This is a genomic window from Gordonia metallireducens (assembly GCF_021245825.1).
GTDB classification, from domain to species: domain Bacteria; phylum Actinomycetota; class Actinomycetes; order Mycobacteriales; family Mycobacteriaceae; genus Gordonia; species Gordonia namibiensis.
On sequence record NZ_JAJQJP010000047.1, the window covers coordinates 56149 to 76968 of the forward strand.

The 20820-nt window shown below is 67.2% G+C and carries 20 protein-coding genes, 1 tRNA gene and 1 pseudogene; 6 read left to right on the plus strand and 16 right to left on the minus strand.

The genetic code is table 11. The features are described 5' to 3' along the window. Nucleotides 1-5: 5 nt before the first annotated feature. From LQD00_RS18665 to LQD00_RS18680, 4 genes and pseudogenes are all read right to left on the minus strand, one after another. Nucleotides 6-1294 (minus strand): annotated as a pseudogene (locus LQD00_RS18665) (family 1 glycosylhydrolase). Between the two features lie 32 nt (nt 1295-1326). After that, the gene (locus LQD00_RS18670) at nt 1327-2271 is read right to left on the minus strand and encodes an esterase/lipase family protein (protein ID WP_232718712.1); all 945 of its coding nucleotides are present in this window, start codon (nt 2269-2271) and stop codon (nt 1327-1329) included. A 63-nt stretch (nt 2272-2334) separates the two neighbouring features. After that, nucleotides 2335-2766: a DUF5994 family protein gene (locus LQD00_RS18675; protein ID WP_232718713.1), complete on the minus strand. Its 432-nt coding sequence runs from the start codon at nt 2764-2766 to the stop codon at nt 2335-2337. Between the two features lie 290 nt (nt 2767-3056). Next, nucleotides 3057-3132 (minus strand) — tRNA-Ala (locus tag LQD00_RS18680). Between the two features lie 90 nt (nt 3133-3222). Here LQD00_RS18680 and LQD00_RS18685 point away from each other — a divergent pair. Next, nucleotides 3223-3972, plus strand: coding sequence for a hypothetical protein (locus tag LQD00_RS18685; RefSeq protein WP_232718715.1), 750 nt, complete (start codon nt 3223-3225; stop codon nt 3970-3972). Between the two features lie 235 nt (nt 3973-4207). Here LQD00_RS18685 and sepX read toward each other — a convergent pair whose 3' ends face one another. The 5 genes from sepX to LQD00_RS18710 form a co-directional block, all read right to left on the minus strand. Then, nucleotides 4208-5449: a divisome protein SepX/GlpR gene (sepX, locus tag LQD00_RS18690; RefSeq protein WP_232718716.1), complete on the minus strand. Its 1242-nt coding sequence runs from the start codon at nt 5447-5449 to the stop codon at nt 4208-4210. Between the two features lie 126 nt (nt 5450-5575). Continuing rightward, nucleotides 5576-6229: an SIMPL domain-containing protein gene (locus LQD00_RS18695; protein WP_232718718.1), complete on the minus strand. Its 654-nt coding sequence runs from the start codon at nt 6227-6229 to the stop codon at nt 5576-5578. Nucleotides 6230-6299: 70 nt separating this feature from the next. Beyond that, nucleotides 6300-6956: a GNAT family N-acetyltransferase gene (locus LQD00_RS18700; RefSeq protein WP_232718719.1), complete on the minus strand. Its 657-nt coding sequence runs from the start codon at nt 6954-6956 to the stop codon at nt 6300-6302. Nucleotides 6957-6994: 38 nt separating this feature from the next. Next, entirely contained in the window at nt 6995-8299 is a 1305-nt protein-coding gene (gene glp / locus LQD00_RS18705) for a molybdotransferase-like divisome protein Glp (protein ID WP_232718720.1), read from the minus strand. A gap of 111 nt (nt 8300-8410) precedes the next feature. Continuing rightward, on the minus strand, nt 8411-9352 hold the full coding sequence (locus LQD00_RS18710) for a UTP--glucose-1-phosphate uridylyltransferase (protein WP_232718721.1): 942 nt from the start codon (nt 9350-9352) through the stop codon (nt 8411-8413). 134 nt (nt 9353-9486) lie between these two features. Here LQD00_RS18710 and LQD00_RS18715 point away from each other — a divergent pair, with 134 nt between their 5' ends. Beyond that, nucleotides 9487-10065 carry a 5-formyltetrahydrofolate cyclo-ligase gene (locus tag LQD00_RS18715; RefSeq protein WP_232718722.1) on the plus strand — a complete coding sequence of 193 codons (579 nt, stop codon included), beginning with the start codon at nt 9487-9489 and terminating at the stop codon, nt 10063-10065. A gap of 100 nt (nt 10066-10165) precedes the next feature. On the opposite strand, the gene LQD00_RS18720 is transcribed toward LQD00_RS18715, so the two are convergent. Next, a complete protein-coding gene (locus LQD00_RS18720) occupies nt 10166-10489 on the minus strand; it encodes an FmdB family zinc ribbon protein (RefSeq protein WP_232718723.1) in 324 nt (107 codons plus the stop codon). Nucleotides 10490-10736: 247 nt separating this feature from the next. On the opposite strand from LQD00_RS18720, the gene LQD00_RS18725 reads away from it, so the two are divergent. Then, nucleotides 10737-12287 (plus strand): alanine/glycine:cation symporter family protein, encoded by a 1551-nt coding sequence (locus tag LQD00_RS18725; protein ID WP_232718724.1) that lies wholly within the window; start codon nt 10737-10739, stop codon nt 12285-12287. 90 nt (nt 12288-12377) lie between these two features. Here LQD00_RS18725 and nhaA read toward each other — a convergent pair whose 3' ends face one another. After that, the gene (gene nhaA, locus LQD00_RS18730; protein WP_232718725.1) at nt 12378-13676 is read right to left on the minus strand and encodes a Na+/H+ antiporter NhaA; all 1299 of its coding nucleotides are present in this window, start codon (nt 13674-13676) and stop codon (nt 12378-12380) included. Nucleotides 13677-13898: 222 nt separating this feature from the next. Here nhaA and LQD00_RS18735 point away from each other — a divergent pair, with 222 nt between their 5' ends. The 3 genes from LQD00_RS18735 (at nt 13899) to LQD00_RS22785 (ending at nt 15961) form a co-directional block, all read left to right on the plus strand. Continuing rightward, nucleotides 13899-14570, plus strand: coding sequence for an SAF domain-containing protein (locus LQD00_RS18735; protein ID WP_232718726.1), 672 nt, complete (start codon nt 13899-13901; stop codon nt 14568-14570). Between the two features lie 213 nt (nt 14571-14783). Then, entirely contained in the window at nt 14784-15635 is an 852-nt protein-coding gene (mscL, locus tag LQD00_RS18740) for a large conductance mechanosensitive channel protein MscL (RefSeq protein ID WP_232718728.1), read from the plus strand. 200 nt (nt 15636-15835) lie between these two features. After that, on the plus strand, nt 15836-15961 hold the full coding sequence (locus LQD00_RS22785) for a hypothetical protein (RefSeq protein ID WP_260681754.1): 126 nt from the start codon (nt 15836-15838) through the stop codon (nt 15959-15961). 107 nt (nt 15962-16068) lie between these two features. On the opposite strand, the gene LQD00_RS18745 is transcribed toward LQD00_RS22785, so the two are convergent. The 5 genes from LQD00_RS18745 to LQD00_RS18765 form a co-directional block, all read right to left on the minus strand. Beyond that, nucleotides 16069-17817, minus strand: a complete 1749-nt coding sequence (locus LQD00_RS18745) for an ABC transporter ATP-binding protein (RefSeq protein ID WP_232718729.1) — start codon at nt 17815-17817, stop codon at nt 16069-16071. A 211-nt stretch (nt 17818-18028) separates the two neighbouring features. Next, nucleotides 18029-18688 (minus strand): MspA family porin, encoded by a 660-nt coding sequence (locus LQD00_RS18750; protein ID WP_232718731.1) that lies wholly within the window; start codon nt 18686-18688, stop codon nt 18029-18031. Between the two features lie 71 nt (nt 18689-18759). Then, a complete protein-coding gene (locus LQD00_RS18755; protein WP_232718732.1) occupies nt 18760-19407 on the minus strand; it encodes an MspA family porin in 648 nt (215 codons plus the stop codon). Between the two features lie 392 nt (nt 19408-19799). Next, entirely contained in the window at nt 19800-19967 is a 168-nt protein-coding gene (locus tag LQD00_RS18760) for a hypothetical protein (RefSeq protein WP_174310941.1), read from the minus strand. A 134-nt stretch (nt 19968-20101) separates the two neighbouring features. Beyond that, nucleotides 20102-20770 (minus strand): MogA/MoaB family molybdenum cofactor biosynthesis protein, encoded by a 669-nt coding sequence (locus LQD00_RS18765; protein ID WP_119031646.1) that lies wholly within the window; start codon nt 20768-20770, stop codon nt 20102-20104. Nucleotides 20771-20820 lie beyond the last annotated feature (50 nt).

Sequence of the window (20820 nt, forward strand, 5' to 3'; positions counted from 1 at the left end):
AACACTCAGCGAACGGTGGCGGGCTCGGCGCAACTGTCGGTGACGTCGACCAGCGAGCACGGCACCGGCAGTCGCGTCGGCCGATATCCGGCGGGCACTCCCCCGGCTCGGGTGATCTCCCGGTACGCGGCGACGGCGTCGGTGGGTCGCCGTGTCAGCGATGGGTCGCGTTGCGCGTCGACGGTGTAGAGACCGAAGCGCGAGTCGAAGTCGCCCACTCGTAGTTGTCGGTGAGGCTCCAGTAGTTGTACGACATCACGTCGATGCCGTCCTGCCTGGCGCGCTGCAGCCAGTAGACGGTGTCGCGCAGGTGGTCTGCACGCCGGTAACCGTCCGGGCGCCGACCGTCCGGGCCGGTGGCCAACCCGTTCTCGATGACGCGGATCGGCTTGCCCGGGAACTGCCGCGCCACGTGCCGGAGGACGTAGTAGATGCTCTCCGGAGCCTGCGAGCTCTTCCAGAACTCGCCGAGGGCCCCGTAGGCGACCGACGCATCGGTGACCGAGAACGAGTAGTAGTGGTCGACGCCGACGAAGTCCAGGGTGTCGCGCATTCGTTGCGGGAAGACCGATTCCAGCCACGGTTGCAGACCCACGATCGGGTAGTAGGCGAAGTTCGACGACACCTGTGCACCCGGTTGCACCCGGTGGGTGTGCCGGTAGATGGCTCGATGAGCCGCAACGATGCCGTCGGCCATCCGGCCCATGTTCTGCGGTGCGAGCCCGCCGTACTGGGCCTCACGCCGAACATATTCGGTCGGTTCGTTGAAGGTGATCCACAGCGGGTCGGCCCAGGCATACCGGTCGACGACCCGCGCGGCGAACGCCACCATGTCCTCGGTCATGCCGGGACGGTTCCAGCCACCGAGATCCACTGCCCACCCGGGATGCACCCAGTGATTGAGGGTGATCATCGGCCGCATGCCGGCGTCCACGACCTTTCGGATCACGCGGTCGTAGAACGCCCAGCCGGCCGGATCATCGCGCCCACGCGTGGGTTCGACCCTCGACCACTCCACCGACGTGCGGTAGATGCCCACGCCCAGCGACGCCGCGCGGTCGATGTCCTCGTCGTAGCGGTGGTAGAAGTCGACGGCGTTGCCGACGGGCTGATCCACCTTGCCCTGCTTGCCGTACCGCAGCCAGTTCGAGTCGCGGTTGTATCCCTCCGACTGGAAACCGGATTGGGCGACGCCGAACTCGAAGTCGGGTCCGAGCGGGGGAACCGCCGCCCGCGCAGGCGAGGTGACACCGGCGATCACGAGCCCTGCCGCCGCCGCGATCACGATGGTCATGACTGCGGGACGTACACCTCTGCGCACGATGCTCAGAACGGGCTACCGGTGAACGGCGCGACGCGTTCACAGGGCACGCGGCGCGGGTGTTCCGGGTCGAGCGCATTCAACACAAAGGTCGCTGTGCGTCGCGACCCCGCCATACCCGCATGCTCGGTGTAGTCGACCGAACATCCATCCTGCACAACGATGTTGCGGACATTCTTGCCGCCCGGAGGCAGTCCGTACCAGTACGGGACGACGAGTTCGTCGTAGCGGGTGGCGATGTTGGTGTACTGGATGCCCGGCTCGTAGTAGCCGCCGTCCGCGACCTTGCGCAGGAACGCTGCACCGGGATCGAGGTCGAAACACGCCTGGCACAACGGGACCTGGTCGGGTCGCACGCCGAGTCCCCGGACGAACGGGCCGATGGCATCGGCGGCGGCGACGGTCGTTCCACGCCAGACCGGAGCCAGCGAGACGTACTTGCCGACGTGGTCCTTGCCGCCGAGGTACTTGACGTAGTAGGCCGGGACCACGGTCCCCTGCGAGTGCCCGATGATGTCGACCTTCGACGCACCGGTGGTGCGACGTACCTTCGTGACGAAATCGCCCAGCTCGCGCGCGCTCTCGGACATGAGGCCCATCCCGCCGATCGCGCTGATCGGCCACGGGGCTCCCTTGATCGCACCGTAGGTCGTCGTGAAGACGCAGTAGCCCTCGTTCTTCAACAGCGGGACATACGTTCCCCAGTTGGTCTGCTGCGATCCCCCGGTTCCGTGCACGAGGATGACCGGGTTGGGATGACGGGGTGACGGCTTGCAGTTCCAGTCGTTCGCCCCGGGCAGCGAGCCGCCCGGATTGGTGAGTTCTCCGGGGATACCGGAGAGGAAGTTGTAGGTGACGGGTAGGTCGGCCCGCGCGGGTGCGGCGGTGGCGACGAGCACTCCGGCCAACGCCGCCACGACCAGCCCCAACAGCAGCTTCGAGGTCCTCATGGCTGGAAGCTAACAAACCGGTCTGCGCCGGGTGGGGCGTTTGACGCAGACCGTTGTGACCGGTCAGCTCTTGGGCGAAGCCAACGACCGCGCGGCCAGCTCCAGAATCCGTTCGCCCCGACGGTATTCCAGCGAATGCAGCTGACTGTCCGGGGCGACGGTGTTGCTGGCCTGACGCAGCAGGATCGCGGCCAACGACGACGCGGTCCGCGGCGGGATGACCAACAGCGTCACGTCGACCCCGCCGGCGGTCAACGTGATCAACGGCGGCGTCATCGGCGAGTCCGGGGAGTCCAGGCCCGGGATGCGACGAAAGCTGGTCCAGTTGACATCCATGCCGGTGACATCGCCTACCTGCGATCGTGCGGCTGCTAGGAGACCGGGCAACTCGTCGGCGAGCTGGACCGTGTACGGGTACCAGGCGCCGCCGATCGGAGCCGACGGATCGACGCCGAAACGCACGCGGGGCGGCCCCAGGAGCGGCGGGGCGCTCATCGACGGGCCGCTTCGACGGTAGCGAAACTGCGGTTCTCGGAGGTCACATTCCCACCTGACGTGTTCATCAGACGGAGAGTGGAGGTGTCTACTGTCTGACACCGGAGAGGCCGACAGCAGCCTGTCGGGTATTCGAACCGGATGACTCAACATTACCCCGGTGGCGTCTGTGAGGATCGTCCGGCGCGGCCGTTCGGGCCGGTCGCCGCGGCGAGAGCCAGGCGGATCGTCCGCATGACAGACCCAGAACGCCAATCGAGGGCCCCGGCGATGCCGGAGCCCTCGATCTGTGGTGGAGCTAAGGGGAATCGAACCCCTGACCTACTCGATGCGAACGAGTCGCGCTACCAACTGCGCCATAGCCCCGGACGGTCGTCATGCGACCAACCGGGAGCCACTTTAGCAGCCCCACCGCGGTGGATCCCAAACGCCCGGACTCATGGCTAGGCTGGGCCGGTGCCTCGGATGTCTGATCAGCAATTGGCCGGTGTTCTCAGCAACGTCGTGGGGGTGATCAACCCCGTTCTCGACGTGCTCGCCGAACGCGACCCGCTCGGCCTCAAGGGTCATACCTTCCATGACCACGACCACCCCGATTCCCGCATCGAGCAGGCCCAGCACGCGGCCGCGAAGCTCCTCGACGTCGCCGACTGGCCCGGCACCAAGGGCTGGAGCGAGCGGTCGCTGCACAAGCGTGCGAGCTGGTGGGTGACCCGCATCGGAACCCTCAACACCACCGCGGTCGCCTTCCCCGGGGTCTTCGGCATCTGGGCGAAGCGCCTGCCGATCACGCCATACCTGGGATTCGCCAACCAGGCGATGGTGCTCGTCGCGATCGCCCGCGAGTACGAGGTCACCGACCGTGGCCGTCAGGTCGCGCTGCTGGCGTCGGTCCTGTGCGGACGGGAGATCTCCACACCTGATGTGTCATCGAAATCCGGTCCTCCCCTGCCCAGCGAACCCGAGGAACGCAAGAAGTCGTTGCTCGGCGGGATCTGGGATGCCGCAAAGCTGCTGCGTGCCGTCGACGACGAGTTCGAGAAGCGGCCGCAGCCGATGGTCCTGTTCCGCATGCTCGGGTACATCCCGGTCATCGGAGCGCCGGCAACCTACCTCGGTGAGCGGTTCGCCCTCTCGACGGCCGCCAGACGCGGTCAGGCATGGCTGGACAAGCACGGGAAGACGTCACTGACCACGGGACGCTGAAGCGGGTTTCGATACGGCTCGTCGCAAGCTCCTCGCCTACTCAACCAGCGACGGGAACTGCCCCGCACGAGCTCCTCGCCTACTCAACCGGCGACGGGGACCGCCCCGCGCAGGCTCCTCGCCTACTCAACCGGCGACGGGGACCGCCCCGCACGAGCTCCTCGCCTACTCAACCGGCGAAGTCTGTTGGCCGAGTAGCGCCGACCGAGCGGAGCGAGGACGCCGCGTATCGAGGTCAGCCGACCCGGCGGTACTCCAGGTCCTCGCGGTCCATGCGGCGACGCTGGAACGGCGGCAGGTGGTCGAACACGGGGTCCTCGTCGTCGATCTCGAGAACCACTGCGCCACCGGGACGCCGCAGACGCGGGGGCGGCGGGGCGGCGGCGAACTCGGGCACTGCGGCGGCGCGTCGACGACGCTCTTCCTCCGCGCGTTGCGCACGCTTGGCGCGGGCGAGTCGCTGAGCCCGGATCTGCTGCTCGACCTTCACCGCCCGACGCAGGTACGCGAGGTAGCCGACCAGCATGAGTCCGACGACACCCGTGACGACCCAGCCGGGCGTCCCGATCAGGAAGCCCGACACCAGCGACAGGACGAACAGCACGAACAGACCCAGCGTGACCCGCTGACGCTCGCGGTACTTCAGCTCGCGTTCCTTCTCCGACGAGTAGACGCTGCGTCGAACCCGTTCGGACTGCGGCTTACGCTCCGCCGGCCGTTCGTCTTCGAGTTCGTCGACGACCGACTGCGGTTCGGCCTCGGTGTGCCGGGACGCGCGGGCGTAGTCGTCGTATTCGTCCTCGTCGAGATCGTCGGTCGCGTCCTCGTACTCGGCTTCGTCGTCGTACTCGGCCTCTTCGTCGTACTCCGCCTCTTCGTACTCGGCTTCGTCGCCGTACTCGGCGGCTTCCGACTCATCTTCATACTCGGCCTCTTCGGAGTCCTCATACTCGGAATCCTCGGAAACCCCTGCCTCGGATTCCTCGGTGTCGGTCTCCTCGGCCTCGTCGACCAGGTCGTCATCGGCCTCTGCGGTTTCGGCGGTTTCGTCGTCCTCGACATCGTCGGTCTCGTCGGCGACGTCCTCGAGGCCGGTGTCCTCGGCGTCGGCCTCATCCGCGGCCTCCACGGTCGGCTTCCCCGCCTCGACATCGACGACGCGCTGGACCTTTGTCGTGACGTCGGTGTCCTCGGCCTCGGTCTCGGTGGCGGCGTCGTCCTCGACCTCGTCGACGACGGCGGTGGTGGCGGTCGCCTTACGGGAGGACTTCCACGACGGGTCGTGCGGGTGGCGGGCCGACGAGCGGCGTCGCGCGGTCGACGGTGCCGTCGCGCGGGATCCGCCGCGGTGCAGCAAGCGCGTCTTCTTCGCGGCCTCGGTCGATTTGAGGATCTGGGGACGACCCTTGATCACCATCGGGACCAGCACGAAGAGCCAGACCGCGACGAGACAAACCCACAGTACGGAGTTGGGCATGCGACTCTCCCTTCATTCACTCTGGTCACACGAGGCCACTCCACAATCTAGGGCCCGAAAGTCCCAGTTCCGCGCAGACGCGCCGGAGCGCGACCATGTCGGCGCGGATTCACATGCCGCTCTCAGTCACTCGGCGCGAAAACGTGCGTCCACCGCGACGCGGATCTCGATGTCATCGGCCCGCAGTTCGAGGCTCGGCGACGGCGCCGATCCCGGAATGGCGGCACTCATCACCCGCCCACGCGGCGACGGGGCATGGTCGACCATGCCCGGGTCGGACAGGAGAGTCGGTATCACCGGCCCGCGTCCCACGGCGTCGGAGTAGGCCTGCGCCTTGGCGATTGCGTCCTCGACCGCCTCCCGACGCAGCTCGCGTTCGTGTGCTCGGCGACTGGTCTCGTGGACGTCCCAGCGAACGTTCTCGACCGCCACCCCCTCTTCCCCGGACCAGGTGTCGATGAACTCCGACAGCTTCTCGAAGTCCACGAACTCGGCATCGAGACGAATGCGGGTGTTGTACATCGGGTCCCGCGGCTCTCCGTCCCGCGAGTAGGCCCGGGACGAGTACACCCGTACCGATTCGGCGGTCCACCGAGTCACCGCCCCGGTCGACTCGAGTTCGGCGAGAGCACCGGTGATCCGCGAATGCAGTGCCACTGCAGCCTCGTACACGACGGCCTTCACGGGACCTTCGAGATGGATGGCGAGATCGATCACGCCGCGTTCCGGGGCGTACCGACCGCGCGCGTTACCGCGAACCACGATTTCGAGATCAGTCATGCCGCGAGCATATTCGGCGGCACCGACGGATTCGGGCATCGTCAACTGTTTCGGGCGGCGCTGCGACGCGTCAGTGGAAGGACGCCCGACCCGAACGGACCAGCGCCTCGGTCGCCGACCCGACGACCTCCTCGGCCGTCAACGCGAACAGCATGTGGTCGCGCCACCGCTTGTTGACGTCCATGTACCGGACCAGCAGGCCTTCCTGCCGAAAACCGATGTTCTTCAACACTTTCTGGGAGGCCTCGTTGGCCGGTTGCACCGTCGCGTCGAGGCGGTGCAGTCCGACCGGTCCGAAGCAGTGGTCCACGCCGAGCGCGACGGCCGCCGTCGCGATGCCCTGCCCGGCGTGCGCATTGTCGACCCAGTAGCCGATCCACGCGCTGCGCACAGCTCCGCGCTGGATGTTGCCGACCGTCAGCTGGCCCACGTACTGGTCGTCGAGCTCGATCACGAACGGCAGGATGGTGCCCCGCTTGGCCTCCGACTTCAACACCGCGAACAGCGGCGGCCACGACGCAGGCTGGTGGCGGTCCGCCCAACTCCCGACACCGGTGGGTTCCCACGGCAACAGCGAGTTCTGGTTACGGATGCGCAGTTCGCTCCAGGTCTTGCCGTCGCGGACCTTGACCGGGCGCAACGTGACCGTCCCGGCCTTGGTGCGCAGCGGACCGAGGGTCGCCGGCCAACCCGGGCTGCCCCCGCTTCCGCTCAACCACCTGAACACGATGAGTCAGTTTAGGCGCATCAAGGGTCTCGACGGGGTCAGCCGCGCTGGGCGAGGAAGGCGACCTCGACCTCGTCGCCGGTACTCATCTCCTCGACCTCGGGGTCGACCATGATCAGACAGTTCGCCTCGGCGAGTTCGGCCAGCAGGTGCGACGAGCCGGTCGGCGACGCACCGAGCACCTGGACGAGGTAGTCCCCGGTCCGTTCGTCGCGCATGAGCTGCCCGCGGAGATACCCCTTGCGACCACGTACCGACGCGATCGGCCCGATGGTGCGTGCCTTGATGACCCGCCGCATCGGTTGCCGCTTTCCCAGCGCGATGCGGATCAGCGGGCGCACCATCACCTCGAAGGTGACCAGCGCGCTCACCGGGTTCGCCGGGAGCAGGAAAGTCGGCACCTCGTCGCGACCGAGGCGGCCGAAACCCTGTACCGAGCCGGGGTGCATGGCCACGCGGACGATCTCGAGTTCACCGAGGTCGGCGAGGGCGTCCGCGATGGCCTTCGACGCGCTGCCGCCGACCGCGCCGCAGATCACCACGATCTCGGACCGGATGAGCTGCGCCTCGACGACCTCACGCATGCGGGAGGCGTCGCGCTCGGCGATGCCGACCCGGTTGACATCGGCGCCGGCGTCGCGCGCGGCGGCGGCGAGCGCATAGCTGTTGACGTCGTAGATCTGTCCCGGTCCGGGCGTGCGGTCGATGTCGACGAGTTCGCTGCCGACCGAGATCACCGACAGACGCGGACGCGGGTGCACCATCACACGGGACTGTCCGACCGCGGCCAGCAGACCCACCTGGGCGGGACCGATGATCGCACCGGCCCGGACCGCGACGTCACCGGGCTGGACGTCGTCGCCGACCCGGCGCACGTAATTGCCGCTCTCGACACCGTGACCGACCTTGACCTTCTGGTCGCCGCCGTCGGTCCAGCGCAGCGGCACCACCGCGTCGGCGAGCGTCGGCATCGGCGCACCGGTCTCCACACGCACGGCCTGGCGCGGTTGCAGCCGGGTCGGGGTGCGCGACCCCGGGCCCACCTCCCCGACCACCGGCAGCGACACGATCATGGGCTCGCCCGCCTCGAGGTCGACGAGTTCGGCACCGTTCGGATCGAACTCCTCGAGATCCTCCGGAGCCAGAACGCCGGCCAGGGCCACGTCGACCGCACGCACCGCGTAACCGTCGATGGCCGCCTGATCGAAACCCGGCATCGGATGCTCGGTGACCACTTCCTCCGCGCACATCAGACCCTGCGCCTCGGAGATCGCGACACGCACCGGCCGCGGCGCCACCGCGGCGGCGGTCACGAGCGTCAGATGATCTTCGACCGACCGCATCTCACCGCACTTCCCGCACTGCTCGAAACACCCGCACTGCTCGATACACCACAGACAAACGGTATCGGGCCCGCACACCGGAACGGCCGAGGCGCGCGGAAGCCCCGACGATCAGCTCTCGGCGAGACGCTTCTCGAGCCACTCCCGCAGATCAGGGCCGTAATCGTCGCGGTCAAGCGCGAAGTCGACGGCGGCCTTGAGGTAGCCGCCCGGGTTGCCCAGGTCGTGGCGGGTGCCGCGATGGACGACGACGTGCACGGGCTCACCCTCCTCGATGAGAAGAGCGATGGCGTCGGTGAGCTGGAGTTCGCCGCCCGCGCCCGGCTTGATCCGACGCAGCGCGTCGAAGATCTTGCGGTCGAGGATATAGCGGCCGGCCGCGGCGAGATTCGACGGCGCGTCCTGCGGCTCCGGCTTCTCGACCATGCCCTTGAGCTTCATGACGTTGGGGTTGTTGGCGTCGGGCAGCGGCTCGACGTCGAAGACGCCGTAGGCGCTGATGCGGTCCTCGGGGACCTCGATCGCACACAGGACCGAACCGCCACGACGCTCGCGCGTGCGCGCCATGACCTCCAACACGCCACCGGGCAGGACGAGGTCGTCGGGCAGCAGAACGGCGATGGCGTCCTCGTCATCGTCGAGGCGGTCCTCGACACACCCGACAGCGTGGCCGAGGCCCAGGGGCTTCTCCTGGACGACCGAGGCGACCTCGAGCAGGTTGGGCGCCTTGCGGACCTTGGCCAGCATCGCCTCCTTGCCGCGCTTGGCGAGGGTGTTCTCGAGGACGAGGTCCTTCACGAAGTGCGCGACGACGCCGTCCTTGCCCGGCGACGTGACGATCAGGAGCCGCTCCGCGCCGGCCGACTTGGCCTCCTCTGCGACCAGCTCGATGCCGGGGGTGTCGACCACCGGCAGCAGCTCCTTGGGCACCGTCTTGGTGGCGGGTAGGAAGCGCGTCCCCAGCCCGGCAGCCGGGACCACCGCGGTGCGCGGGATCGGCGGGGTGTTGGGTACCGATTCGTACTCGCTGAAGCCATCTTTGGACGCAGTCATGGAACCACCCTAGGACAGGTGTCCCCGAGCGGCCGGACAGACAGCAGTGACTCAGACCTCACCCGAACCGGGGTCGAGGTCCGATACAGTTCGGGCGTCGGCGAGCCACCCACGGCATGAAGGACGGTCGCGTCGTGCGAACCCTGAAGGACCAGCGGCGAGAGGAAGCCGCGAAGCGTCGGTCGACCATGACGGCGGCCGCGCGCGAGCGGGCTGCCGAAGACCTCGCCGAGTGGATACACACCTGCCCGTTCCGCCTCGAATACGACGTCACGGTCGCCGCCTATGTGCCCGTCGGCGACGAGCCTGGTTCGACGGCGATGCTCGACGCTCTTCTCGACCGGGGCGTGACGGTGCTGCTGCCGGTGGTCCCGGACGGCGAACCCGCCCCACTCGACTGGGCCCGCTATACCGGTCCCGGTTCTCTCGCCCCGGGGCGATGGGGTCTGCTGGAACCTACCCACGACCGTCTCGGTGTGCCCGCGATCCGCGCGGCGTCGGTGATCTTGATCCCCGCCCTGTCGGTCGACAAGACCGGGGTCCGTCTCGGCCGCGGCGCCGGGTATTACGACCGCACCCTCGTCGGGCTGTCCGCGGACCTCGTGGCCGTCGTCTACGACGAGGAGCTCGTCGACTCCCTGCCCGCCGGCGATCACGACGTCGCCGTCGGCTGGGTGCTCACCCCGGGCGGCGGATTCCAGGAGCTGGGCTGATCGAAGACAGGTTCTGAGACAACAAAACCTGGGCGGGTCCGTCCGGTGAATTCCGGAGGCGATCCTGCCCAGGTTCGGCTGTGAAGTTGTGCGCGACCCGTCAGGCGGGCGTGGCGGCCTTGCTGTCGCTCTTGGTGGTGCTGCTGCTCGAGCCCGACGACGACGAATCCGACGAGGACGAGGAGCCGCTCGACGACGAGCTGTCCGAGGACGAGGACGACGACGAGGTGTCCGTCGAGGACGACCCCGATCGCGAGTCGGTGCGGTAGAAACCGCTCCCCTTGAACACGATGCCGACCGAGTTGAACAGCTTGCGCAGGCGACCGGTGCACTGCGGGCATTCGGTCAACGAGTCGTCGGAGAACGACTGGACGATGTCGAACTTGTTGTCGCACTCCGTGCAGGCATATGAGTAGGTGGGCACCTGAACCTCCGAAAGTCAGTAAACGCTGACAAGTGTAACCGATTCTGGCACTCACTCATTCCGAGTGCTAATCGGGTGTGGTTTCGCCGGAGATCGAGGACTCGGATCCCGCCTTTTCCCGACCTCGTCGAGACGATCCGGTCGGATTGGGGCAAAGTGTTTTCTCACGTCGGTCACGCAGCGGTCGTTCTCCTGACAAACTACCGCTTGTCCCGACGACGCCAGCCAACACCTTCACTGGAGTGCGATGACCGACTTTCTCACCAAACTCAACGACATCATCTGGAGCGATCCGCTGGTGTACCTGTGCCTCGGCGCAGGCGTGTTCTTCTCACTGCGGTCTCGATTCCTACAGGTCCGCCACATCCCGGAGATGATCCGCGCGATGATCCACGGACACAGCTCACCGGACGGGGTGTCCTCGTTCCAGGCGCTGATGATCTCCATCGCCGGTCGCGTCGGCACCGGCAACATCGCGGGCGTCGCCACCGCCATCGCCTTCGGCGGGCCGGGTGCGCTCTTCTGGATGTGGCTCGTGGCGTTCCTCGGAGCGTCGACCTCGTTCGTCGAATGCACCCTGGGCCAGATCTACAAGACGCGTGACCCGCTGACCAACGAATACCGCGGCGGACCGGCGTACTACTTCAGCAAGGCATTCGCCCACACCAAGTCCTCGAAGTTCTTCAAGGTCTACGGCCTCGTCTTCGCGGCGGTGACGGTGCTCGCATGTGGCATCCTGCTGCCCGGCATCCAGTCCAATTCCATGACCGTGGCGATGAGCCAGGCCTGGGACGTCGCCGACTGGGCCGTCGCGATCGGCATCGTGATCGTCCTGGCGTTCGTCATCATCGGCGGCGTCAAGCGCATCGCCACCTTCGCCTCGATCGTCGTGCCGTTCATGGCGGTCTGCTACATCCTGTTCGCCCTGGTCGTCGTCTTCACGAACGCCTCGCAGATCCCCGAGGTGTTCCGCCTGATCTTCTCGAGCGCCTTCGGTACCGACGCCGTGTTCGGCTCGATCATCGGCGCCGCGATCATGTGGGGCGTCAAGCGCGGGATCTACTCGAACGAGGCAGGTCAGGGCACCGGCCCGCACGCCGCTGCCGCCGCCGAGGTCTCCCATCCGGCCAAACAGGGTTTCGTCCAGGCCTTCGCGGTCTACATCGACACTCTGTTCGTCTGCTCGGCCACCGGCTTCCTCATCATCACCACCGGCGCGTACCGGGTGTTCGAAGGTGAGAGCGCCAGCGGTGCGGTCCTCGGCGAGGGTGGTCTGCTGCCCAGCGATGTGAGTGTCGGCCCGACTTTCGTGCAGGTCGGATTCGACAGCATGTGGAGCGGCGCGGGCTCGACGTTCGTCGCCATTTCGCTCGCGTTCTTCTGCCTGACCACGATCATCGCCTACTACTACATGGCCGAGACGAACCTACGGTTCCTCATGGGCCAGTCGTCGACGATCTACATCCGCCCACTGCGCAGCACCCTGGGAGCCAACCTCACGCTGCTCCTGCAGGCCGCGATCCTGATCTCGGTGGCCTACGGGGCGGTCTCCACGGCCGAGGACGCCTGGACGCTGGGCGACATCGGCGTGGGCCTGATGGCCTGGCTGAACATCCTCGGCATCCTGGTGTTGCAGCAGCCCGCGTTCAAGGCGCTGCGTGACTACGAACGGCAGAAGAAGCAGGGCAAGGACCCGATCTTCGACCCGGTCGCACTCGGCATCGTGGGTGCGACGTTCTGGGAGACCTACGACCCCGACGCCAACAGTCGCCCCAAGGAAGAGATCACCAGCTCCTGAGCCGATCGGCTTTCCGGCCGACGAAGCCGTCCGAACGACGAAAGAGCCCGGGACCCCACGGTCCCGGGCTCTTCTCGTCCACTGCCGTGGCTATCCGCCGATGACGTCGCGGTTCATGTCGGGGATGTTGTCACGGTTCATGTCGGCATCACGTGCCTGGCGGGCGTCCCAGCGCAACAGCATCGCGGCGAGTGCCGCCGAGATGACCGAGCCGGCGAGGATGGCCGCCTTCGCTGCTGCGGCGTGGTCGTCGGATCCGCCCTCGAAGCTGAGTTCGGAGATGAGGAGGGCCACGGTGAATCCGACGCCGGTGAGCATGCCGATCGGCAACAGGTCCCGGATACCGATGGCATCAGGAAGCCGCAGCGGCGTGAACTTCGTCATCAGCCAGGTCGATCCGAGAACGCCGACGAGTTTGCCGACGACGAGTCCGAGAACGATACCGATCGACACGGGCTGCACGATCGATCCCTCGCCGCCGATCACGGTGACGCCTGCGGCAGCGAACGCGAAGACCGGGAGCGCGATGGCCGCCGAGTACGGGCGCACCGCTTCGTCGAGCCGTTCCGTGCGCGGGATCTTCTCACCACGGATCGCGACGGCGGGCACGACGAAGCCGAGCAGCACACCCGCGACGGTGGCGTGCACGCCGGATGCGTGCATGAGGGCCCAGGCGACGACGCCGACCGGGATGAACAGCGGCCAGAGCCGCCACGAGCCCCGCACCAGGACGGCGAACAGGGCAACCACGACGAGTGCGCCGCCGAGCATGACGAAGTCGATCTCGTCGGTGTAGAAGGTCGCGATCACGACGATGCCGAGCAGATCGTCGACGACGGCCAGCGTGAGCAGGAACGTCCGCAACGGCATCGGGAGGCCGCGACCGAAGATCGCGAGGACGGCGAGCGCGAAGGCGATGTCGGTGGCGGTCGGGATCGCCCAGCCGCGAAGGCCTTCGGGGTCGCCGAGGGCGACGACGACCACGTAGAAGAGTGCAGGGGTGACCATGCCGCCCACTGCTGCGGCGATCGGCACCCCGGCGAGCTTCAGATCGCGCAGGCCGCCGGCCACGAACTCGTGCTTGAGCTCCACACCGACGACGAAGAAGAAGATCGCCAGGAGTCCGTCAGAGGCCCAGTGCGCCAGCGACAGATCCAGATGCATGAAGTCGGGTCCGACCTCGGTGTGCAGCAGCGACGCGTAGCTCTCCCGCCACGGCGAGTTGGCCCAGACGACGGCGATGGCCCCGGCGATGAGCAGTAGGACACCGCTGGTGGTGTCGAGCGCGGCCCACTGCCTGAGTCGGTCACGCCGCCCGGGAGCGTGCGATTCGGCGTGACTCGGCGGTCGCTGATCCGTCGGCTTGTCGGTCGGTGGCAGGTCCGTCATGAAGCTCCTCTGTTCGCAGGGCACACGCATGCCCACATCACGCCACCCGGGACCGGGCAACGGCCGACCAGACTTCCCGGCACACCATGATTTGTTCCTCGGTAACCCTATCCGAGGACTCTCACGACGGCGGACTGTGGACAGTCGGCCACCCACCACCGGACGGTCCACAGCGATACCTCGGACCCGCGTTCGGAGTGGTCAGCGCCCTACAGTCCGCATATGCCACCCACCCGGACGTCGCTTCCGCTCGACCGACTCGGCCCACGCCTCCGCGATCGGCTCGGCTCCGCACTGCGGCCCGGGTGGATGCGCAGTCTGGCGGTCCGACGCCTCGTCGCGGTTGCCCTCGTCGTCGCGGCCGCCGTGATCGCTCTCGCCGGGACCCGAGCGGACGGCGAGTTCGAAGTGCTCGTCGCGGCTCGCGATCTGCTACCGGGGCAGGTGGTCGCCGCCGATGATCTGGCTACTCGGCTCGTCGCGGGAAGCACGGTTCCCGCGGGCGCCATCTCCGACACCGAGCTCGCAGCCGGGCGGACCGTCACCGGACGGGTTCGTACCGGCGAGATACTGACCGACACCAGGCTGCTGTCCTCGCGGCTGCCGGCCGACCTGACCGGCGTCGACGACGCGCGCCTCGTACCGGTCCGGTTGTCCGACGAGGCGGTCACGTCGCTGCTTAGACCCGGTGACGTGGTCGACGTCCTGACCGACTCCGAGGAGGTTCTCGCCCGACGCGCCGTCGTGGCGATGCACACGGGCCAGGACTCGCCGACCGGCTTCCCCGCCGGTCGCAGCACGGTGGCACCGGTTCTTCTCGCGATGGATGTCGCTGCGGCGCATCGAGTAGCGGCTGCCGGGCTGGACTCCTCACTGGCCGTGGTCCTGCACTGAATTCACGCGCTGATGCCCTGCACCGGACGGATGCCGAATCGGACATGACAGCAGCCTTCAGCCACGACACTCCGGAAGATTCAAGGCAAATGGATCGGATCGTTCACGATCCTGGATAGGGTAGTACGAGTTCGCACAGCAAATGTCGGATTTGCACCGACTGAGACCGAATCACCGAAACAAGAGCGGAAGACCAAGGAGAGGCCGCACACCGTGCTCAAGGGATTCAAGGACTTCATACTCAAGGGCAACGTCGTCGAACTGGCTACCGCAGTCATCGTCGGTGCAGCCTTCACCGCGATCGTCACCGCGTTCACCGACGGCATCGTCCAGCCGATCATCAACGCGATCCCGGTCGGCTCGGATGCCGCTCAGGGACTCGGCTTCCAGATCACCGACAACAGCTCGACCTTCGTCGACATCGGCAGCGTGATCACCGCCGTCATCAACTTCCTGATCATCGCGGCGGTCGTGTACTTCATCATCATCCTGCCGTACAACAAGCTCGCGGAGCTGGGCGGCTTCGGCAAGAAGTCCGAGGTCACCGAGGTCGCGCTGCTGACCGAGATCCGCGATCTGCTCGATCCGGAGGGGACGTCGAAAGCCAAGGCCGAGGCGGAGAGCGACCTGCCGCCACACCTGTCCGAGCCGGCTGCGCCGGCCGGCGAGGCATACGCACCCCAGTCGGGTCCGCTCGCGCCGTACGAGTCGCCGTCGGGTGCCGGTACCACGCAGCGCATCTCGGCTCCCCCGCAGTCGGGCCAGCCGTCCCAGCAGGGCTCGTCGCATCAGGGCCCCTCGCAGTCGGGACCGCAGGCGTCGCCGCTGTACGGCTCGCCGCAGGGCCAGCCCGGCGGCCCGGGAGGCCAGCCGTACCCGACACCGCAGCCGGCTCCGGGCAACTACCCGCCGCCCGGTAACTACCCGCCTCCGGGCAACTACCCTCCCCCCGGCTCCCAGTACCCGGGCGAGCAGTACCCCGGCGAGCAGTACCCCGGCGAGCAGTACCCGGGCGAGCAGTTCCCGGGTGACGGTCCGGACGCTCCGGGACGCCACTCGCGCTGAGTATCTCGATCACGGTTTCGGCCCTCGCCACATCGGCGGGGGCCGAAACCATTTTGTCGGGTCCGTCGACTCCCAGGAGGCTGACAGCGCGCACCATCCGTATCCCAAGATTGCGCTCCTACTTTGGGATTCGTCGCACAGAGAGGTTGCGGCCCGCCCGGGATGACACCCGGTGCGGAACTCGACACAAGGATGGACGAATGCCGAACAAGCCCCAGAACCGCAAGCCGCAGCAGCGCAACGGTCGGCCGGGTCCGCAGCAGCGCAAGCAGCCGCCGCGCCCCAAGGCCCGTCCCCAGAAGCTCCCCTGGTTCTTCGGTAGCTGACACATCGACGACGAGCCCCTGCCGCCTCACGCGGCAGGGGCTCGTGTCGTTGCCCAGGTAGCGCTGTCGGCGAAGCCTGGCTCAGGCGGACCTGTCGGCAGGCCGGCTCAGGCGGCCGGGGCCATGGTGTGAAATCGTCCGTCGCGCAACTCGATCCGCCGGTCCGCGATCGCCAGGACCCGAGGATCGTGGGTGATCATCACCGTCGTGCGGGACGACGCCAACCGCGCGAGCGGTTCCAGCACCTCGTCGACGGTTTCGGCGTCGAGTCCGGTGGTCGGCTCGTCGAGGATCAGCAGGGGTGCGTCCCGTAAGAACGCTCGGGCCAACGCGATTCGCTGTTGCTGTCCGCCGGAGAGGTTGTCCCCGCGTTCGACGACCGCGGCGTCGAACCCGCCGGGGAGCGTCCGGATGAACGGCGTCGCACCGGCCAGGTCCGCGGCGGCGACGATCTGTTCACGCGTGACATCCGTGCGCCCGAACGCGATGTTCTCGGCGATCGAACCGCTCATCAGAGCGGGACGCTGGTGTAGTACCGCCATGTGCGCACGTAGTGTCTGGGCGTCCATGGTCCGGATGTCGTTGCCGTTGAGCAGAATCGCACCCGCGACCGGGTCGTAGAAGCGCAACAGCAGGTACGTCAACGTACTCTTGCCGGCGCCGCTGGGTCCGGTGATGGCGACGAGATCGCCGGCTTCGATGTCCAGCTGCACGTCGTCGAGCACCGTCGAATCCGTCTGCGGGTAGGCGAACGAGACACCGTCCAGGGTCAGGCTCACCGCCGACGCCACCGGGCCCGGCGGCACGTCATCGCCGTCGAGCGTCTCCGCGACCCCGACCGGCGCGTCGAGCACCTGGGCGACCCGCTCGGCGCTTGCAGTGGCCGCCGTGACGTCGACGACGAGTCCGCCCAGTGTCTGGATCTGCGGATACAGGTAGCCGAGATAACCGGTCAGCGCGATCAGCGTGCCCAGTTCTGCTGTGCCGGCCGATATCTGCCAGGCCCCGAGGACGACCACCGCGATCATGCACAGCACCTCGACGACGGTGACGGCCTCGGAGAATGCCGCGTCGGCACGGATCTCCGACATGCGGGCGTCCCGCCATCGTCGACTCTGTCGTCGGACTCTGCGCCGGTCTCGGTCGAGTTGACCGGCCGCCTGGATGGCCGGCGCGTTGGCGACGCCCTCGGCGACCAGGGAACTGATCCGGCCGGCCGCTGATCGTTCTCTGCGTGACGCTCGTTTGACGATGACGCCGAATCGTCGGGCGATGAGCCACAATACGGGCGCGAGGATCGCAGCGGTCAGCGCGAGTTGCCACTGCGTCACGAATGCCGCAACGGCGTAGACGATCAGGCTCACCACGGTGACGGCGGCGGTGACCACTCCGGAGGACAGCAGACTGTCGACCGCTTCCACGTCGGAGGTGTTGCGGGACACGAGATCTCCCGTGCCGAACCGGTGGCGCGCATGCGGCGCGAGTCGTTGCGTGTGCAGATACAAGCGGTCGCGCAGCCGGAGGAGGAGTTTCTCGGTGACCCCACCGGTAAGCACCGCTCCCCCGTACGAGGCCGCCGCACCGATGAGCGACGCGGCGATCCAGACGATCATCGGCTCGAGCAGGGCCGACAGATCGCCGGTGATGAGGACGTCGTCGACGATGTGGGCGAACACGGCGACGGTGACGACCGTGGTCGCGACGTGGACCAGATAGCAGAGGATCGCGGCGACAAGTCGCCACCTCAGGCCGGTGAGCAGCGGGCGGAAACGACGGATGGCCATCCGGAGAGACAGTGCAGTGGGATGCCCGGGGTCCTGCCCGTCTGCGGTCGTCTCGTCCACATCGTGCATCATCTGCCACTCTCCCAGCGACGGCATCCCCACCGCCGACGCCGAGGCTAGCGCGCGAACCTGGGGAAACCCTTGCCCGACAGCCGATCACAGGAGTCTCACAGAACATCGGCAGGCGCCGGACAGCCGTCCCCCACCGAAACAAACACCGCGGGGTGGGAATCCGAGTCGGATTCCCACCCCGCGGTGGTGATGCTGAGTGTCAGCTAGACGATCAGCCGATGCTGAACGGCTTGCCGTACAGAGTGATGACACCCTTCACGGCGTCGGTGCTGACGGTCACCTTGATCTTGGCCTTCGCCGAGGCGTAGCCCGCGCAGCCGTCCATGCCGAACTTCTCCTGGCTGTAGACGACGCCGCCGGACTTGCCCTTGAACGAGTACGAGTTGACCTTGTAGTCGCTGTACGCGGTGTCAGTGCCCGAGGTGGTCTCGATGATCGGGAAGTAGCTGGCCTGGCCCGGTCCGAGCGTGAAGCCTGCGCCCACCTCGGCGGAACTCAGCGCACCACCGGCCGAATCGGCAGTGACGCCGGCGCCGCCCTCGGCGCTGGCGCCGAAGTTGACCTGGCAGCCGACCAGGTAGCCGGCGTTGACCGAGCCGCCCTCGGCCTTGCCGCCGACGGTCACCTTGACCTTGCCCGAGACCCAGACCTCACGGCTGGTCTGGACGTTGGTGACGGCGCGCTGGACGTTGACGAACTCGTCGAAGAGCTGGACGGTGACGGGGGTGCCGTCGACCAGGGTCCGGGTGACGGTGCCGCCCGGCAGCGGACCTGCGGTGGCGCCACCAGCAGCCAAGCTGGTCAGCCCCATCGCGACGGCGCCGGTGAGACCGGCAGCCGCAACCACGCGACGCGTGATGTTCTTCTTCATGATTCCCCTTCGTGGAATATCAATCTGCGCTGGGCAGATAAGTCAGGAAGTGCTAGTTATCTGCGCCAGAGTCAGTTGAGGCTGAAGGGCTGGCCGTACAGGGTGGACTGGATGAGGGAGCCTTCACCGCTGACCTTGCCGTCGTCGGTGCTGTAGCCCTTGGCGCCGATCACCTTGGTGATGGTGCGCGCGGAGGCGTAGCCACCGCACTGCTGGACGGAGACCTCGAACTGCGACAGCTGGATCGCGGCCTGACCGTTGTCGGCGAGATCCTTGTCGGTGATGTCGACGACGGCGACCTGCCCGGGGGACAGCGGGATGCTGACCGCACCGGTGGCGTTGGCGACGCTGCCGAGGAAGTCGATGCCGGCACCGAATCCACCCGACAGACCGGTGATGTCGACCTGGCAGCCGACGAGCAGCTTGACGGCGAGGTTACCGGAGACACCCTTGCTGGCCTTGGCCTGGTACACACCGGAAACGACCGCGGAGCGGCCCGCACCGTTGTTGGCGACCGACGGGGCCGGGAGTGCGAACTCACCGGTGCGCCACGTCTGGATGGATTCGCCGTCGATGCCCGAGGCCTTCTTGTATCCGTTGGCCAGCTTTCCTGCTGCCGCATCACCGGCGCCCATGCCGGCCAGGCCCACGACCGCGGCCGAGGCGATCGCGACGGCGCCCGCGGCGCGGCGCAGCCCAAGCTTGCTGAACTTGCTCATTCGTTCCCTCTCACAGGATTCGGCTGTTACCCTGCGGAATGTATTCACACCCGCAAGTCATGACCCTCGACGTCGATGGGTTTCCACACAGTAACCACTAAGCATGCATTTACGCATGTCTCAGCGGACGTTAAGAATCCATCGAATTCCTGGTCACTGCTGCGTTGTCAGTCGCGACAGATCGCAGGACTTCCCTCAGCCCCCGACACTGGGGCGCCGAGCGTTGTCGTCGCGAACGTTATCGGAGCGGTCTCAGAACGGGCAACAGCTGGACTCAGCCGTGTCACAAAGCTGCCTCGCACCATCACAAATGTCGAATACGCGATCTATCGCCGGAGCAAAGTTAACGACAGATAAACACCCTGATGCGGCTATGTGCGGGTTCTCGCATTTCACTCGTAATGAGGCGGACGCTGGGCCTCGAACCAATCCTGAGAGTGGCCTTTGTGATCTTCGCCACACTCATCCTTGGTGATCTCCGGCAGGTCGTCCCCGAAGACGGAATCGAGCTTCGCGCGCCGGGCAGCGCGACGTGCAGCGGCGTCATCGCTGCTGCTCATCGAAGGTTTTTCGGCGTCGCCTCGGTCACCCGTCATCGCAGAGAACGTCCTATTTCCAGTCGGTCGATCGTCCTTGTCGGCGCCGAGATCCCCAGCGCTGCTCTTGCTTTCCCGCCGCGCGACGCCGCAGGCACTCAGAACTCGCTGATCGACTCGATCACATACTTCGCGAGAGGCGCGGCCGTCGCCATTCCGTCGCGCACCGCGGCGCGGGAATTGGCCAAATTGACGACCAGGGTCTGCCCGGAGATTCCGGCCAGCCCGCGCGAAAGTCCACCGTCGGTGGCTCCGGCGGCGAGTCCGGAACTACGGATCGCTTCCTCGATGCCGCGAAGCCGGCGGTCGAGCAGCGGTTCGGTGGCCTCCGGGGTCACGTCCCGGGCGCCGACGCCCACGCCGCCCACCGACACCACCAGATCGACGCCACCGATCACGGCGGTGTTCAGAGCGTTCCGGATCTCCACCTCGTCGCCGGAGACGACGACGGCGGCGTCCACATGGAATCCCGCCTCCGCGAGGAGTTCACCGACGAGCGGGCCGAGCAGGCGCTGGTCCTCACCGTGTGCGGCCTCGTCGTCGACGACGACGACCAGGGCCCGGCCGATCTCCTCGCCCTGCGGGCGGTGCGCGGCCTGCTCGTGGCGCGCGACGAACTCGCGCGCCGCGGCGTCGGCGGCGACCACATCGGCCGGATCGACCTGACCCCGATCACCCGCGAGTCGGACGTCCAGTGACTGCCCTTCTTCTACGGTGTCGCCGGAGACGGCGGTGCTTCCGGGAACGGTGGATCCGGCATCAGACATGGCAGGCCCTTTCTCTCTCGTCTCGGACCGTCCGATGGACGGTCGTGCGG

Excerpts from the sequence above, each read along its gene's own strand:
- LQD00_RS18670 (WP_232718712.1), bottom strand. The coding sequence starts at position 2,271 with ATGAGGACCTCGAAGCTGCTGTTGGGGCTGGTCGTGGCGGCGTTGGCC.
- LQD00_RS18675 (WP_232718713.1), bottom strand. The coding sequence starts at position 2,766 with ATGAGCGCCCCGCCGCTCCTGGGGCCGCCCCGCGTGCGTTTCGGCGTC.
- sepX (WP_232718716.1), bottom strand. The coding sequence starts at position 5,449 with ATGCCCAACTCCGTACTGTGGGTTTGTCTCGTCGCGGTCTGGCTCTTC.
- LQD00_RS18695 (WP_232718718.1), bottom strand. The coding sequence starts at position 6,229 with ATGACTGATCTCGAAATCGTGGTTCGCGGTAACGCGCGCGGTCGGTAC.
- glp (WP_232718720.1), bottom strand. The coding sequence starts at position 8,299 with ATGCGGTCGGTCGAAGATCATCTGACGCTCGTGACCGCCGCCGCGGTG.
- LQD00_RS18710 (WP_232718721.1), bottom strand. The coding sequence starts at position 9,352 with ATGACTGCGTCCAAAGATGGCTTCAGCGAGTACGAATCGGTACCCAAC.
- LQD00_RS18725 (WP_232718724.1), top strand. The coding sequence starts at position 10,737 with ATGACCGACTTTCTCACCAAACTCAACGACATCATCTGGAGCGATCCG.
- nhaA (WP_232718725.1), bottom strand. The coding sequence starts at position 13,676 with ATGACGGACCTGCCACCGACCGACAAGCCGACGGATCAGCGACCGCCG.
- LQD00_RS18735 (WP_232718726.1), top strand. The coding sequence starts at position 13,899 with ATGCCACCCACCCGGACGTCGCTTCCGCTCGACCGACTCGGCCCACGC.
- LQD00_RS22785 (WP_260681754.1), top strand. The coding sequence starts at position 15,836 with ATGCCGAACAAGCCCCAGAACCGCAAGCCGCAGCAGCGCAACGGTCGG.
- LQD00_RS18745 (WP_232718729.1), bottom strand. The coding sequence starts at position 17,817 with ATGATGCACGATGTGGACGAGACGACCGCAGACGGGCAGGACCCCGGG.
- LQD00_RS18750 (WP_232718731.1), bottom strand. The coding sequence starts at position 18,688 with ATGAAGAAGAACATCACGCGTCGCGTGGTTGCGGCTGCCGGTCTCACC.
- LQD00_RS18755 (WP_232718732.1), bottom strand. The coding sequence starts at position 19,407 with ATGAGCAAGTTCAGCAAGCTTGGGCTGCGCCGCGCCGCGGGCGCCGTC.
- LQD00_RS18760 (WP_174310941.1), bottom strand. The coding sequence starts at position 19,967 with ATGAGCAGCAGCGATGACGCCGCTGCACGTCGCGCTGCCCGGCGCGCG.
- LQD00_RS18765 (WP_119031646.1), bottom strand. The coding sequence starts at position 20,770 with ATGTCTGATGCCGGATCCACCGTTCCCGGAAGCACCGCCGTCTCCGGC.